Raw genomic sequence first — 14719 nt, 5'->3', positions numbered from 1 at the left:
GCCGATCGCCTGCGGCGGACGGCTACCAGCCGCCGGTGAGCAGCAGCGCGCCCAGCGCGAGCCGATCGCGCGCGCTGCGCCGCAGCTGCGGCAAGCGTGCGGCGAGCGCGCGACGCGACGGCCCCGACGGGTCGTGCAGCAGCCGCGAGAGCTCGACGAGGTCGTCGCGCATCCCGTCGTCGGCGACGAGCGCAGCGATGTCGGCCATCCGCGCGCAGTGCCTGCGGAACTCGCCGCTGCGCAGCTCGCCGAGCCTCGTCGACGCCTCGCGCATGCCGACGTTCGCACCGCGCACGTTGCCGCCGTGCTGGCGGTAGTCGACGAGCGAGGTCGCGTCGATGTGCCACGAGCGGCCGCTGGCGCGCACGATCGCGTAGATGAGCCAGTCGTGCATCGCTGCCTCGTGCACCGCAGGCTCGCGCTCCACCACGTCGCGCACGAAGGCGAACGTGGCAGCGGACAGCACGAACGTCGATCCCGGTCCCGCCGACTCGAAGACGAAGTCGTATGCGCGCTGCGGCTGCGCCTTGTGAATGCGCACGCGTCGCGACTCGAACACGGCCGTCACGTTGCCGGAGACCGCGTCGAACCGCTGCAGCTGCTCGAGCTGCCGCGCGAGCCTGCCCGGCATCCACACGTCGTCCTGGTCCGAGAAGCCGACTGCGTCCGCGCCCCCGACCGGCGCATCGCGCACGAGGCGCAGGAAGTTGGCCTGTGCGCTGCCGGAGCGCTGCGGCGGCAGGATCACGACGCGCTCGTCGACGGCAGCGCGCTGCTGCAGCATCGCGAGCGTGTCGTCGGTCGACCCGTCGTCGGAGACGATCAGCCGCACGTCGACGCCCGTCTGGTCGAGGATCGAGTCGACCTGGGCGTCGAGGAATCGCGCGCCATCACGGGTCGCCATGAGCACGGCGACCACGGGCCGATCGGTCACGCATCCTCCACTCGACGACGGTCCAGGCTACCTCGGGCGGAGGGCGGCGCGCGGCAGGCGGGTAGGGTGGGGCGCGGTCGCGGGCACGCTCGCGATCGCGGACGTGGTCGAGCAGCGAAGGGACAGCACGGATGCGTCGAGCCGTCTTCTATCTCGTCTACGACGGGGCGGGCGAGGTCGGCGGCTATGCGCTGCACCACCTGCGCGCGCTGCGTGATCGCGCCGATCACATCTTCGTGGTCTCGAACTCGCCGCTGACCCCGGACTCCCGCGTCGAGCTCGAGAGCGTCGCCGACACGGTCTGGGAGCGCGAGAACGTCGGCTTCGACGTGTACGCCTACCGCGACGCGCTGCAGCGCTTCGGGCAGCAGCGGCTCGAGGACTTCGACGAGATCATCCTCATGAACTACACGTTCTACGGGCCGATCGGCTCGTACGACGAGCTGTTCGACCGCATGGATGCGACGCAGGTCGACTTCTGGGGCGTCACCGACCACGCCGAGATCCGACCGAACCCGTACACGCTCACGGGCGTGATGCACCGCCACATCCAGTCGCACTGGATCGCCGTGCGCAGGCGCATGGTGCGCAGCGAGGCGTGGCGCGCCTACTGGGACGAGATGCCGCCCGTGCGCTCGTACGCCGACTCGATCCAGCTGCACGAGTCGCGGTTCACGCACCACTTCGAGCAGGCGGGGTTCTCGTCGGCGACGGCGTTCCCCGCAGCCGAGTACCCGGCGGTGCATCCGATCTTCGACCTGCCGTCCCGGCTCATCGACGACGGCCTGCCGATCATCAAGCGCCGGCTCTTCTTCCACGACCCGATGTACCACGATGCCCACGCGATCGTCGCTCGCGACGTCGAGGACCGCATGCGCGCAGCCGGCTACCCCATGCACCTGCTGTACGACGACCTCTCGCGCTCTGCACGCCCGCGCGACCTCAACGCCGTGCTGTCGATGCTCGAGATCATGCCGGACGTGCCCGTCGGCGACGAGGACGTCTCGCAGCTGCGCGTCGGCATCCTCGCGCACGTCTTCTACGACGACATGATCGACGAGATCGCCGACCTCGCGGACGCCCTGCCGCAGGCCCGCCTCGTCATCACGACGGCAGACGAGGGGCGCAAGGAGCGCATCGAGGAGCGCCTCGCCGCACGCGGTCGCGAGGCCGACGTGCGCGTGCTCGCCTCGAACCGCGGGCGCGACATCTCGGCCTTCCTCATCGGCTGCCGCGACGTGCTGCTCTCCGGCGAGCTCGACGTCGTCGTCAAGCTGCACTCCAAGCGCAGCCCGCAGAACGGCCACGGCGTCGGCCAGCACTTCAAGCGGCATCTGTACGAGAACCTGCTCGGCTCGCCCGGCTACGCAGAGAACCTGCTGCGTCTGTTCGTGCGGCACGAGACGCTCGGCATGGTGTTCCCGCCGATGATCCACATCGGCCTGCCCACGATGGGCCGCGCGTGGTTCGCGAACCGCGAGCCCGCGAAGGCGATGCTCGAGCGCCTCGACCTGCGGGTGCCGCTCGACGAGGTGAGCCCGCTCGCGCCGTTCGGCTCGATGCTCGTCGCGCGCCCGGAGGCGCTGCGTCCGCTGCTCGACGCCGACTTCCAGTGGGACGAGTTCCCCGACGAGGGCGGCTACGGCGACGGCGGCCTCGCCCACGTGCTCGAGCGGATGTTCGCGTACTCGGCGATCGGCTCCGGGCATCACGTGCGGACCGTCATGACGACGCGCAACGCCGCGATCTCGCACACGATGCTCGAGTACAAGCTCAACGCGATGGACGAGGGCGTCCCCGGCGAGCAGCGCGAGCAGATCGCGTGGGTGCAGGATCGCGTCGCCGGCCGCATCGGCGTCGCGACCGTCAAGGCGGCGATCGTGCAGCGCAGCCCCGTCGCCGCGCGTCTGCTCAAGCCCGCATACGGCGTCGCCCGCTCGGTGGCGCGCAAGGTACGCGGCCGATGAGGGCTGCTGCGCCACCGACGGCGAGCACGCTCGCCGACGTGTTCGATCCGCGGGCGAACAGCATCGGGTTCCTGCGCTGGCTCATGGCGTTCCTCGTCATCTTCAGCCACGCCGGCCCGCTCGCCGGCTTCTACGGCGGCGCCGACCTCGGCGTGCAGATCTCGAGCGAGCAGTCGATCGGCGGCGTCGCCGTCGCAGGCTTCTTCTTCTTCTCCGGCTTCCTCATCACGCAGTCGCGCATGGGCCGCTCGTCGATCTTCCGGTACTTCTGGCGTCGCGTGCTGCGCATCTTCCCCGCGTTCTGGGCGGCGCTGCTGCTCACGGGCTTCGTGCTCGCGCCCATCGCCTGGTGGCGCGAGACCGGCTCGTTCACGGGGTTCTGGAGCGCGACGACCGACTCGCCGTGGACCTACTTCTCGAGCAACATGTGGCTCGAGCTCGGCCAGCGCAACATCGCCGAGATGGGCTCGTCGCTGCCGCTCGCCTCGCACGGCGGCTTCGACTGGAACGGCTCGGCGTGGACGCTGCGGTACGAGTTCCGCGCGTACATCCTCGTCGGCATCCTCGGGCTCGTCGGCGTGCTCGCCTACCGCTGGCTCACGACGGCCGTCGCGGGCATCATCATCGTCCTGAACGCGATGCAGTGGCTCGGCGCCGGCCAGGTCTCGGGCTTCTTCCGGATCTTCGAGGACCCGTTCATGCTCATGTTCCTGTCGCCGTTCGCGCTGGGCATGCTCTTCGCGGTGTGGCAGGACAAGATCCCGATCGACGATCGACTCGCGATCGCGGGCGTGCTCATCGCCGGCGCGACGTACGCGTTCGGCGGCTGGAACGTCTGGGGCGTCTACGCCTTCTGCTACGTGCTCATGTGGTTCGCGGTCCGCATGACGCGGCTGCAGCACTGGGAGCGGTACGGCGACTTCTCGTACGGCGTCTACATCTTCGCCTGGCCGATCATGCAGTTCTCCGCCTACTTCGGCCTGCAGGGCGCAGGCTGGCTCGTCTACCACGTCGTCGTCGTCGTCGCCGTGCACGTGCTCGCGTTCCTGTCGTGGCACGGCATCGAGAAGCCCGCGATGAGCCTCAAGGGGTGGACGCCGAGGTGGCTCGCGTTCGTCTGGGACCGCGGGGTGCTGCCGACGTGGGACGTCGTCGTCGATCGCGTCATCGATCCGCGCTTCTCGTCGACGCGTCGCGCCGCGGCGATGCGGAAGGAGACGGCGGCATGAGCGAGGGCCTGCGGGAGCTGCCTCCCGACCAGGAGATCCGCACGAGCAGGTGGCGCAGGCTGCGGCTCGTGCCGCTCGTCGCGCTCGTGGTGCTCTCGGTCGCCGCCGCGACGGCGGGCGGCGTCTGGAACCTGCAGCATCCGCTCGGCAGCGGCGCACCCGTGTCGACCGCCGAGCCGGGCGTCGGGCTGCCGGACGCGTGCACGCCCGCGTTCGATCGCGGTCTCTCCGGCGACGCATGGGGTGCGGACGCGGATGCGTCGGAGGCCGTGTTCCAGAGCCACGCCGCAGAGGTCGAGGGTGCAGCGGTCGAGGGGCAGGACGGCCAGTGGCTGTTCGGCGACGCGAACTGGCACGACTTCTCGCAGTCGATCGGCAGGGAGCCGCTCTCCGACGAGCGCATCGATGCCTGGTACGCGTACCTCAACAACATGCGCGCCGAGCTCGCCGCCGTCGACGTGCCGCTGTACGTCGTCGTCGCACCCGCGAAGTGGGAGATCCTGCCGGGCGCGCTGCCGGAGTGGGCGCAGCCGCTGCGCGACGAGGTGCGCTTCGACCAGCTCATGGCCGCGCATCCCGACCTGCCGTTCGTCGACGTGCGCGCCGCGATGGCGTCGGCGCAGCAGGAGACCGACACCTACACGCCGCTCAACAGCCACTGGACGCCGTTCGGGGCCTACGCCGCCTTCCGCACGGTGGCCGAGTGCCTCGGCGCGACCGACGATCGCCTCTCGCAGCTCGCGCCTCCGACGATCGACGGCGTGACGTTCACGACCGACTTCGACGAGTTCGGGCCGCTGGGCATGCCCGTGCAGCCCGGCGAGGACTGGACGACGCCGATCTACTCGGAGCCGCGCGGCGAGATGACCGCGACGCTCGGCGACGGCTCGGTGCAGCAGCTGCCGGTCGAGTCGCCGCTCGACATGCTGCAGCTGCCGGCGACGACGCAGAACCCCGGTGCGCAGTCCGACCTGTCTGCACTGGTCGTGCGCGACTCGACGGGCAACGCCATGGGGCCGCTGCTGCAGGATGCGTTCACGGAGACGACGCAGATCCGGCACTACCTCGACGAGCCGGCGAACATGCCGGACGTCGTGCAGGCGGCGACCGACTCGGAGGCCGACGTCGCGATCCTGCTGCTCACCGAGCGCTACCTCGACATCGTGCCAGGGGTGGGCGCCGCGCCGTGACGGTGCGACCGGGCCGAGGCTCGGTGGTACCGTCGGAGGCTGGCTGATCGGCGTCGCACGACGCAGACGGGGGATCATGACGTCGACGAGACAGGAGCGGGCTGCCGAACGCGCAGTCACGCTCAATCTGCTGAAGAACCTCACGCTGCGCGAGATCCGCTCGCAGTACAAGCGCACGGCGCTCGGTCGCGTGTGGTCGCTGATCAACCCGCTCGCGCAGATCGCGATCTTCTCGCTCGTCTTCGGGTTCCTGTTCCAGATCACGGCGCCCGTCGGCACGAACTCCGGCCTGCAGGTCTTCCCCGTGTGGATCGGCATCGGCGTCATCACCTGGGGCTTCATCTCGGGTGCGATCTCGGCCGGCATGGGCAGCCTCGTCGACAACGCGGGTCTGCTGACGAAGGTCTACTTCCCCCGATCCGTGCTCGTGACCTCGAGCATCCTCTCGAGCGCCTTCACGTACGCGACCGAGCTGCTCGTGCTCGTCGCCGTCGTCGTCGTCATCGGCGGACCGCAGGTGCTGCTGTACGTGCTGCTGCTCGTGCCGCTGCTGGCCCTCACCGTCTGCTTCGTGCTCGGCATCGCGTTGCTGCTGTCGGTCGCGAGCGTGTACTTCCGCGACCTGCGGCACCTGTGGGGCATCTTCACGCAGGTGTGGATGTACGGCTCGGGCGTCATGTTCCCCGTCGCGCTCGTGCGCAACGCGCAGGAGCGCATCGCCGAGGAGCAGGGCATCTCGCTGCCGCTCGTCGCCGTCTTCGAGGCGAACCCGGCCGAGCGGTTCCTCTCGGCCTACCGCAACGTGCTGTACGACTTCCAGGTGCCGCCGATTGACACGTGGATCACGCTCATCCTGTGGTCGGCGATCGCCCTCGCCGGCGGCATGCTCGTGTTCCGCCGGCTGGCCCGCGACATCGTCGAGGAGATCTGATGACCACCGCCGCCGTGAGCGTCGACGACGTCTCGAAGTCCTTCCGCATCTACCGCGACCGCAACCAGTCGCTGAAGGCCACCGTGCTGCAGCGCCGCCGTGCGCAGTTCGAGGTGTTCGAGGCGCTCAAGGGCGTGTCGTTCGAGGTGCCGGAGGGCACGACGTTCGGGCTGCTGGGCCACAACGGCTCCGGCAAGTCGACGCTGCTGAAGGTCATGGCCCGCATCCTGCGCCCCACCTCCGGCAGCATCGCCACGCGCGGCCGCGTCGCGGCGATGCTCGAGGTCGGCTCCGGATTCCACCCCGAGCTGTCCGGCCGGGAGAACGTGTACCTCAACGCGTCGATCCTCGGCATGTCTCGGCAGGAGGTCGACCGCAAGTTCGACCAGATCGTCGACTTCTCGGGTGTCGAGGCCTTCATCGACCAGCCGGTGAAGAACTACTCGTCCGGCATGTACGTGCGCCTGGGCTTCGCGGTGTCGATCCACGTCGAGCCCGACGTGCTGCTCGTCGACGAGGTGCTCGCCGTCGGCGACATGGAGTTCCAGGACAAGTGCCTCGACAAGTTCGCGCAGTTCCGCGACGAGGGCCGCACGGTCGTCGTCGTGAGCCACGGCGTCGAGCAGATGAAGACGTTCTGCGACCAGGTGGCGTGGCTCGACCACGGCACGCTGCAGGAGGTGGGCGACGCGACGAAGGTCGTCGAGAAGTACACCGACGTCAGCCATGAGGCCGAGCAGGTCGACGGTGGCGGCACGCGCTTCGGCTCCGGCGAGGTGCGCATCGACCACGTCGAGCTCGTCGCCGACGACGGCAGGGTCGTCGAGGAGGCCCGTACGGGCGAGGCCGTGCGCCTGCGGCTGCACTACGCGGCATCCGAGGCGGTCGAGCGACCGATCTTCGGCGTCAGCGTCGCCACGGCGGGCGGCAAGCACGTGTGGAGCCAGGACAGTCGCGTGTCCGAGACGGTGCCGGAGCGGCTGCCAGCCGGCTCGGGGCACGTCGACGTCGCCATCGACCGCCTGATGCTCATGCCCGACCTGTGGGACGTGTCGGTGTCCGTCACCGACTTCCACAAGACGCGCGTGATCGACAACCACCAGCGTGCCCTGCGCTTCGCGGTGCTCAGCGGGCACGAGAAGGCGTCGGGCGGATCGATCGTCCTCGACGCGCGCATGCTCGCCCCGATCGTCGACTGAGCGCGCGCCGCGCGCCGTTCGCGCCTCGGCGCCAGCCATCTGTACCCTGAACCTGACCTGAATGGGTGACGGGGAGGACCGCATCATGCGCAGGAGCCGCCAGCACGGCCATGTCCGGGCGCCCCGCATCGCCATCGCCGCCATGGCCGTCTTCGCGACGCTCGCCTCGGTCCTCATGGTCGTGGGGAGCCCCGCGACGGAGGAGGCGGTCGCCGCAGACGGGTCGGCCTTCCAGGCCGGCCACATCATCAGCGACGAGAACTTCTACGACGGCGACGCGATGAACGCCCAGCAGGTGCAGTCGTTCCTCGACGGCCAGCTGTCGCGCTGCGACTCGGGCTACACGTGCCTGCCCGGCTACCGGCAGAACACGCCGACGATGGCGGCGAACGCCTACTGCCAGGGCATCCAGGGACAGGCGAACGAGTCGGCGGCGAGCATCCTCGCCCGCATCGGCGCTGCGTGCAACATCTCGCAGCGCTACCTCCTCGTGCTGCTGCAGAAGGAGCAGTCGCTCGTCACCGACCCGAACCCGACGCAGCGCCAGTTCGACCGCGCCACGGGCTTCGCGTGCCCAGACACCGCGCCGTGCGACTCGTCGTACGGCGGGTTCTTCTACCAGGTGTACTACGCAGCGCGGCAGTTCAACGTCTACGCGCGCTTCCCCACGAGCTACAACCACCAGCCGAGCGCGTGGAACAACGTGCTCTATCACCCGAACGCAGCCTGCGGCACCGGCAGGGTGTACATCCGCAACGCGGCGACCGCGGGCCTCTACAACTACACGCCGTACCAGCCCAACGGAGCCGCGCTCGGCAACCTGTACGGCACGGGCGACGCGTGCTCGTCGTACGGCAACCGCAACACGTGGCGGATGTGGACCGACTGGTTCGGCGACCCGACGCAGGCGCAGGCGCCCGCGTTCATGCGCAACGCCGCGACCGGTCAGATCTACCTCGTCGCCAACGGGCGCAAGTTCTACGTGCCCTCGACGACGATGCTCGCGCAGTACCACCCGCTGGGCGGCGTGCAGAACCAGACGTCGGCGACGATGAACGGCATCCCGTCCGGCCCCGACCTCGGCCGGGTCGTGCGCGGTCCAGGGGGCGCCGTCGCGTTCGTCGACGCCGGCACGCGCTACTGGTTCCGCACGTGCGCGGACCTGCAGACGTGGGGGTACGGCTGCGGCGACTTCCCCGAGGTGAGCGCCGACCAGTGGACGCGGCTCACGGGCGGCGGCTACGCGGAGGCGACCGTGCGCATCGCCGACGGCTCGAACTGGCTCATCCAGGGCGCGACGCGCAGGCAGCTGTCGGACCTCGACGTGCCCCCGCAGTTCGGGTACTCGACGTCGACGACGGCCCTGAGCTCGGGCGCGATCGACCACCTCCCCGTCGGAGCCCCCGTGATGGGTCAGGGCGACGTCGTGCGCAGCGCCGACTACTCCACGTACAGGCTGCAGACGTCGTCGGGCGTGTGGGGCGCGCCCGGCGCCACGATCGGCCTGCGGTTCCTGTGGTTCGCACCCGCCTTCACCGCCGAGTCGCTCCGGCTGCTGCCTGCGACGGCCGGCACGCTGCCTGTGCGGTTCACCGACTCGTCCGGCGCGTACGTCATCGCCGACGGCGGGATGCTGCGGGTGCGCGAGTCGGAGTACGGCGGACTGCCGTTCACGCGAGTCCCCGACGGCACCGCGGCCTCGCTGCCCTCCGCGGGCGCGACCGCGACCGCGCCGCACTTCGCGACCGAGTACGGCGCCTCGCAGTGGTTCCTCGTCGCGAACGGCACGCGGCTCCACGTGCAGAACCAGGACCACTACCGGCAGATCCAGGCGCAGCAGGGCGTGCCGTCGACGGTGTGGATCGTCGCCCGCGGCGTCCTCGACGGCATCCCCGAGCGGTCGAGCTACGCCGACGGCACGCTCGTGCGCGGCCCGAGCGGCGCGGTCTACCTGATGTCCGGCGGCAACGGCATCCACGTCGCGAGCCTCGACATCGTCACGGCGCTCGGGCTGTCGACGTCGATCACCGAGGTGTCGCAGAGCATCGTGAACGGGCTCGCGAGCCGCACGGGCGTGCTGAACGACTACGGGGTGCAGTGCAACGGCACGTCGTACCTCGCCGCGAGCGGGCAGCTCATGCCGTACGCCTCGGCGAGCGTGCGCACCGAGTGGGGTCGCACGCACCTCGCGCTCGGGTCCCTCTGCTCGCGCCTGACGATCTCGCAGCAGGCCGCCGGCGTCTTCGCATACGACCCGTCCGGCCGCACGTACATGGCCGACGACGGCCGTCTGCGCTACATCGACTCTGGCGCGACGTACGCGTCCGTCGGCGGCACGAACGATCGCGTGCGCCTCACGGCGGGTGCGCCCGCCGCGATCGGGCAGGGGCCGTGGGTGCAGCCCGTGTACCCGTCCGGCAGGCTGCTGTCGACGCCGGGTCGCGGCGAGGTGTGGATCGTCGACGGCACGCGACTGCTGCACCTGGGCAGCTTCGCCACGTCGACGTCGATGGGTCTGGGCACGGCGAGCACGCAGGTGCCGAACCAGGCGATCGCCGCGTTCCCGACGCCCGGCACGCTGCCGTCGTCGCTCGTCGTGTGCGGATCCACCGGCTACGTCGCCTCCGGAGGCAGGCTGCTGCCGATGTCGGCGCAGGTGCGCGCGCAGTTCCCCGCGGCCGCGTTCACGCAGCTCACGGGGGCCTGCAGCGTCGTGCCGACCGGTCAGGCTGCGACGCAGATCATCCGCGGCGCCGACGGTCGCGTCTACTGGGTCGAGGCCGGCCAGCGGCACTGGCTCGGCGGCGCCGCGCTCCAGCGTCTCGGCGGTGCGAACCCGCAGATCACGTCGGTCGACGCCACCGTGCTCGCCGCGATCCCCGCGGGGGCGACCTGGACGCAGTAGCGCACGCATGACGAAGGGGCCAGCAGCCGGTGGCTGCTGGCCCCTTCGTCGTGCGTCGCCTGCGGGTCAGGAGGAGGCGGCCGCCATGAGCGCTCGGATCTCGGTCGCGTCGCCGTAGACGACCTTCGAGTCGTACGGGCGATCCGGGTACGCGCCGTACTGCAGCGTGATGTCGAGCCCGTGGCTCTCGATGAAGCGCTCGACCTGCGTGCCCAGCGCGACCGGCTCGCCCGAGCACACGTTGAGCACGCCGTGCACCTCGTCCTGCAGCGCGACCGTCGCGATCTGCCGTCCGAGCTCGTCGACCTGGATGAAGTCGAACTGCGCCGCGCCGCTCGTGAACGGGAACGTCGTCTTGCCTGCCGCGGCCGTCTCGAGCAGCTTCGTGAAGATCGACTGGTTCTCGCGGTCGTCGCCGAGGATGTAGAAGGCGCGCAGCCACTGCACCGTCGTCGTCGGCGCGATGTGGGCGAGCACGGCACGACGCAGGGCGTCCTTCGCGATGCCGTACAGCGACAGCGGGTCGGTGGGGGTGTCCGCCGTGATGGCGCCCTCGTGCCTGCCGACCTCGTGCATGGTGCCGAGCGCGGCGATGCGGCCGACGCCTGCGCGCGAGAACGCGTCGAGCACGCGGAAGTGGTCGGACAGGCGCAGCAGGTGCTGGGGTGCGTCGTGCGCGAAGCCCGCCTCCCACGCCAGGTGCACGAGCGCGTCGGCCGGTGGCTCGAGCAGCTCGGAGAGGTCGGTCGCGGGATCGAGGAGATCGAGCTCGACGATGCTCGCCCGCTCGTCGACCCGGCCGCCGCGACCCGGCCGCACGACCGCGGTGACGAAGGCCCCCGCGTCGAGGAGGGCGGTCACGACGTGCCGGCCGACGTAGCCGGCGGCTCCCGTCACGATCACATGCTGCGCAGTCATGGATTCCCATCCTAGACCGCTCGCGGCCGACCGTCAGCGGCCGGGGTCGAGCGCGTGCCGCCAGGAGATCTGGTGCGATGCCTTCACGGCGCACACGACGACGAGCAGCCAGCCGAGCTCGTAGAGCAGCACGCTCGAGGCGAACCCCGAGACGATCATGATCGCGAGCACGAGCGCAGGCCACACGTAGACGACGGAGCGCTTGCGCGACGCGAGCAGCCACGACCGTCCCGCTGCCGCGACGAGCGCGAGCAGCAGCAGCGCGAAGCCGACGGCGCCGACCTGCACGAGCGCGTCGATCCACGCGCTCGAGGCGTCGACGACCTGCCGCGACTGCACGTTCGCGATCTCGCTGTAGGGGGCGACGTCGAGGTTCCATCTGCCGACGAAGCCGCGACCCTCGAGCCACTGCGACTGCAGGCGCTGCAGCGCGAGCACCTGGCGCCACACGTCGAGGCGGTAGAAGGCCTCCGTCGTGCCGCCCAGCGCCGTGACGATCGGCCAGCGAGCCGCGTACACGGCGATGCCGGCGACGACGGCGGCGATGACGACGGCGACCTGCCTGCTCGTGCGCAGCGCAGGTGGCGCCGCGCGGATGAACGCGAGCGCGCCGTACGCGGCGGCGGCGACGATCGCCAGCGCCAGCGCCATCGACGACCCCGTGAGCAGCAGCGTGCCGACGGCGCCTGCGATCCACGTCAGGGCGGGCACGAGCGGCAGCGACCGCATGCGCAGCTCGACGACGAACGTGACGATCGCGAGCACGGCGACGAGCCCGAGCAGCTCGGCGTTGCCCATCAGACCCTGGATGGGGCCGAGGCGCAGCAGGTTGCCGTGCACGCCGATGGCCTGCAGCGGCATGTCGAGCACGACGCCGAGCAGCATCTCGATCGCGAACGATCCGAGCAGCACGACGCGCAGCACGCCGCCGAACGCGCGGACGATCTGCGAGATGTCGCGCGTGAGGGCCACGTACGCGCCCAGCAGCGCGAACGCGACGAGCTCGAGCACGCCGCCGAGCGCCGCCAGCGGGTAGCGCGACCACGCGATGGTGAGCACGGCGAACGCCACGAACGCCGCGAGCGTCAAGGGCACGTGCCGGACCTCGAGCTCGAGGCGCATCGACCACAGCGAGCCGGCGCACAGCAGCAGCAGCACCGCGAGGATGCCCGCCAGCCCCGCCCAGCCGGACGCGCGCACGATGAACGGCGCGAGCACGGCCGTGCCGAGGACGACGGTCGCGAGCGCCTGGATGACGCGCGCCTGACCCAGGACGTGCTCGACCGCGTCGACGAGACGGCTCACGGGCTCGCCTCGACCCTCGCACGCACGGGTGCGCTGTGCACGGGCGCGCTGCGCACGACGATCGCCACGAGCAGCACGAAGCCGAGCTCGATGAGCGGCCGCGACTCGGCGAGCCCCTGCGCGACGAGGGCGACGAGCAGCAGCACGGGCACGGCGGCGAGCGCGGCCTCGCGGCCCTGCGTCGCCGCGAGCGCCTTCCCGGCGCGCGAGAAGGCGACCACCTGCAGCGCGATCCACACGAGCAGGCCGACGATGCCGAGCTGCATGAGCACGTCGAGCACGACGGAGTGCGCCTGCAGGTACGGCACGCCGTCGATCACCGCGAGGCGGTCGAACGGCGGCACCCACGGCTGCCAGTAGCCGAGCCATCCGACGCCGACGACGGGACTCGACGACCACAGGTCGAGCACGGCGCTCCAGATGTCCAGCCTGCCCGTGAGGTCGGCATCCCGACCGACGAGCGACAGCAGCGTCGTGCGCGCGACGGCGACGACGCCGACGCCCACGACGACGAGCCCGACGAGCGAGACGACGAGGATGCGTCGATGCGCGTGGAGCCTGCGCCATGCGAGCAGCACGAGCGCGGCAGCGCCGACGACCGCGGCCGCGGCGAGCACGGTCGCCGATCGGGTGAGCGCGAGCGTGACGAGGGGGAGCGCGATCCAGGCGGGCCATGCGCGCAGGCGCCCGGCGATGGCGAGGCCGCACGCGACGATCAGGGCGACGAGCGCCAGCATCGCGAGCAGGTTCGCGTTGCCTGGCAGGCCCTGGATGCGGCCGCCGTCGAGCAGCAGCCCTCTGGACCACGCGAGCGCGGCGGGCGGATCGTCCGCGTAGTCGGCGCCCGGGGGCGGTGCGAGCGGATAGAGCCGGCCGCGCACGAGCGTCGCGACGGCGAGCTCGAAGACGATCGATGCCGCGAGCACGCCCTGCAGGACGCCGTGCACGAGCGCGAGCATGCGGTCGCGCTCGAGCGTCGCCAGCAGGAGACCCGCGGCGATCAAGGCGAGCTGGATCGCCGAGCCCAGCAGCGTCGCAGGCGCCGAGATCGCCCACGCCGCCGAGAGCGGCATGAGCACGACGAGGGCCAGCAGCGGCACGGGCAGCGCGAGCACGCGGACGCGGGCGCGCACGAGCGCGACGATGACGACGACCGCGGCCACGCCGCACAGCACGCCCCACGCGGGGTAGCCGATGAGGTAGCGGATGCCGTCGCCGAGCGCGAGGACGGTGACGGCGACGAGCGACAGCACCGTGCCCGTCCGCTCGCTCATCGCACCATCGTGGCATGCGGGCACGGCATGCTCGTCCCGGCGTGGCCGAGTGGACACCTCCGTCGTGTACGGTGCAGCGGTCCGCCCAGAAGGAGCCCATCGGTGACGACGCTCGTGCTCATCCCGACCTACGACGAGGTCGAGTCGCTGCCGCGCACCGTCGAGCGTCTGCTCGCCGCGGCCCCCGACGTGCACGTGCTCGTCGTCGACGACGCGAGCCCGGACGGCACGGGGGCGCTCGCCGACGCCATGGCCGCGAGCGACCCGCGGATCCGGGTGCTGCATCGCACGAGCAAGGACGGTCTCGGCGCCGCATACCTCGCGGGCTTCGCCGAGGGGCTCGCGCGCGGCTTCGACGTGCTCGTCGAGATGGATGCCGACGGCTCCCACCCGCCGGAGCGGCTGCTCGCGATGCTCGCGCACATCGAGTCGGGCGCCGACCTCGTGATCGGCTCGCGGTGGATGCGCGGCGGCTCCGTCGTCGGCTGGCCGTGGCGACGCGAGCTGCTGAGCCGCGGCGCCAACCTGTACGCGCGTGTCGTGCTGGCCACGGGCGTGCGCGACATGACGGCCGGATTCCGCGCCTACCGCGCCGACCTGCTGCGCCGGATCCCCCTCGGCGACGTGGCGAGCCAGGGCTACGGCTTCCAGGTCGAGATGACGCTGCAGGCGCTCGATGTCGGTGGGCGCATCGTGGAGGTGCCGATCGCGTTCCGAGAGCGTGAGGCCGGGGTGTCGAAGATGTCGGGCGCGATCATCGGCGAGGCCTTCACGAAGGTCGCGGGGTGGGGCGTCGGCCGTGCGATGGCTCGGGTGCGCCGCATCCTGCGGGCCTGACGGGCCCGGCCGGGCGGTGGGCGCGCGCAG

At 71.2% G+C, this 14719-nt stretch carries 11 protein-coding genes; 7 read left to right on the top strand and 4 right to left on the bottom strand.

The window, feature by feature from the left end:
* Window positions 1–22: 22 nt before the first annotated feature.
* A complete protein-coding gene (locus tag ACZ6H8_RS09645) occupies window positions 23–934 on the bottom strand; it encodes a glycosyltransferase (RefSeq protein WP_464146565.1) in 912 nt (303 codons plus the stop codon).
* A gap of 131 nt (window positions 935–1065) precedes the next feature.
* Here ACZ6H8_RS09645 and ACZ6H8_RS09640 point away from each other — a divergent pair, with 131 nt between their 5' ends.
* From ACZ6H8_RS09640 to ACZ6H8_RS09615, 6 genes are all read left to right on the top strand, one after another.
* Complete coding sequence (locus ACZ6H8_RS09640; RefSeq protein WP_464146564.1) at window positions 1066–2901, top strand: rhamnan synthesis F family protein; 1836 nt, start codon at window positions 1066–1068, stop codon at window positions 2899–2901.
* Window positions 2902–2939: 38 nt separating this feature from the next.
* The gene (locus ACZ6H8_RS09635) at window positions 2940–4130 is read left to right on the top strand and encodes an acyltransferase family protein (protein WP_464146563.1); all 1191 of its coding nucleotides are present in this window, start codon (window positions 2940–2942) and stop codon (window positions 4128–4130) included.
* Window positions 4127–5320 (top strand): alginate O-acetyltransferase AlgX-related protein, encoded by a 1194-nt coding sequence (locus ACZ6H8_RS09630; RefSeq protein WP_464146562.1) that lies wholly within the window; start codon window positions 4127–4129, stop codon window positions 5318–5320. Before ACZ6H8_RS09635 ends, ACZ6H8_RS09630 begins: the two co-directional genes overlap by 4 nt.
* A gap of 76 nt (window positions 5321–5396) precedes the next feature.
* Complete coding sequence (locus ACZ6H8_RS09625; protein WP_464146561.1) at window positions 5397–6251, top strand: ABC transporter permease; 855 nt, start codon at window positions 5397–5399, stop codon at window positions 6249–6251.
* The gene (locus ACZ6H8_RS09620; protein WP_464146560.1) at window positions 6251–7450 is read left to right on the top strand and encodes an ABC transporter ATP-binding protein; all 1200 of its coding nucleotides are present in this window, start codon (window positions 6251–6253) and stop codon (window positions 7448–7450) included. The genes ACZ6H8_RS09625 and ACZ6H8_RS09620 overlap by 1 nt, the downstream gene beginning before the upstream one ends.
* Window positions 7451–7535: 85 nt before the next feature.
* The gene (locus ACZ6H8_RS09615) at window positions 7536–10355 is read left to right on the top strand and encodes a hypothetical protein (RefSeq protein ID WP_464146559.1); all 2820 of its coding nucleotides are present in this window, start codon (window positions 7536–7538) and stop codon (window positions 10353–10355) included.
* 66 nt (window positions 10356–10421) lie between these two features.
* Here the strand turns inward: ACZ6H8_RS09615 and ACZ6H8_RS09610 are convergent, their stop codons facing one another.
* From ACZ6H8_RS09610 to ACZ6H8_RS09600, 3 genes are read right to left on the bottom strand one after another with little or no spacing between them, the layout of a single operon-like run.
* Window positions 10422–11273 (bottom strand): NAD-dependent epimerase/dehydratase family protein, encoded by an 852-nt coding sequence (locus ACZ6H8_RS09610; RefSeq protein ID WP_464146558.1) that lies wholly within the window; start codon window positions 11271–11273, stop codon window positions 10422–10424.
* Window positions 11274–11306: 33 nt separating this feature from the next.
* Window positions 11307–12578 carry an O-antigen ligase family protein gene (locus tag ACZ6H8_RS09605; protein ID WP_464146557.1) on the bottom strand — a complete coding sequence of 424 codons (1272 nt, stop codon included), beginning with the start codon at window positions 12576–12578 and terminating at the stop codon, window positions 11307–11309.
* Window positions 12575–13852, bottom strand: a complete 1278-nt coding sequence (locus tag ACZ6H8_RS09600; protein ID WP_464146556.1) for an O-antigen ligase family protein — start codon at window positions 13850–13852, stop codon at window positions 12575–12577. Before ACZ6H8_RS09600 ends, ACZ6H8_RS09605 begins: the two co-directional genes overlap by 4 nt.
* A gap of 102 nt (window positions 13853–13954) precedes the next feature.
* Here ACZ6H8_RS09600 and ACZ6H8_RS09595 point away from each other — a divergent pair, with 102 nt between their 5' ends.
* A complete protein-coding gene (locus ACZ6H8_RS09595; protein WP_464146555.1) occupies window positions 13955–14689 on the top strand; it encodes a polyprenol monophosphomannose synthase in 735 nt (244 codons plus the stop codon).
* Window positions 14690–14719 lie beyond the last annotated feature (30 nt).

The sequence above is a fragment of the Agrococcus sp. AC640b genome (assembly GCF_979255995.1).
This window is presented reverse-complemented; position numbering and strand designations above follow the sequence as displayed.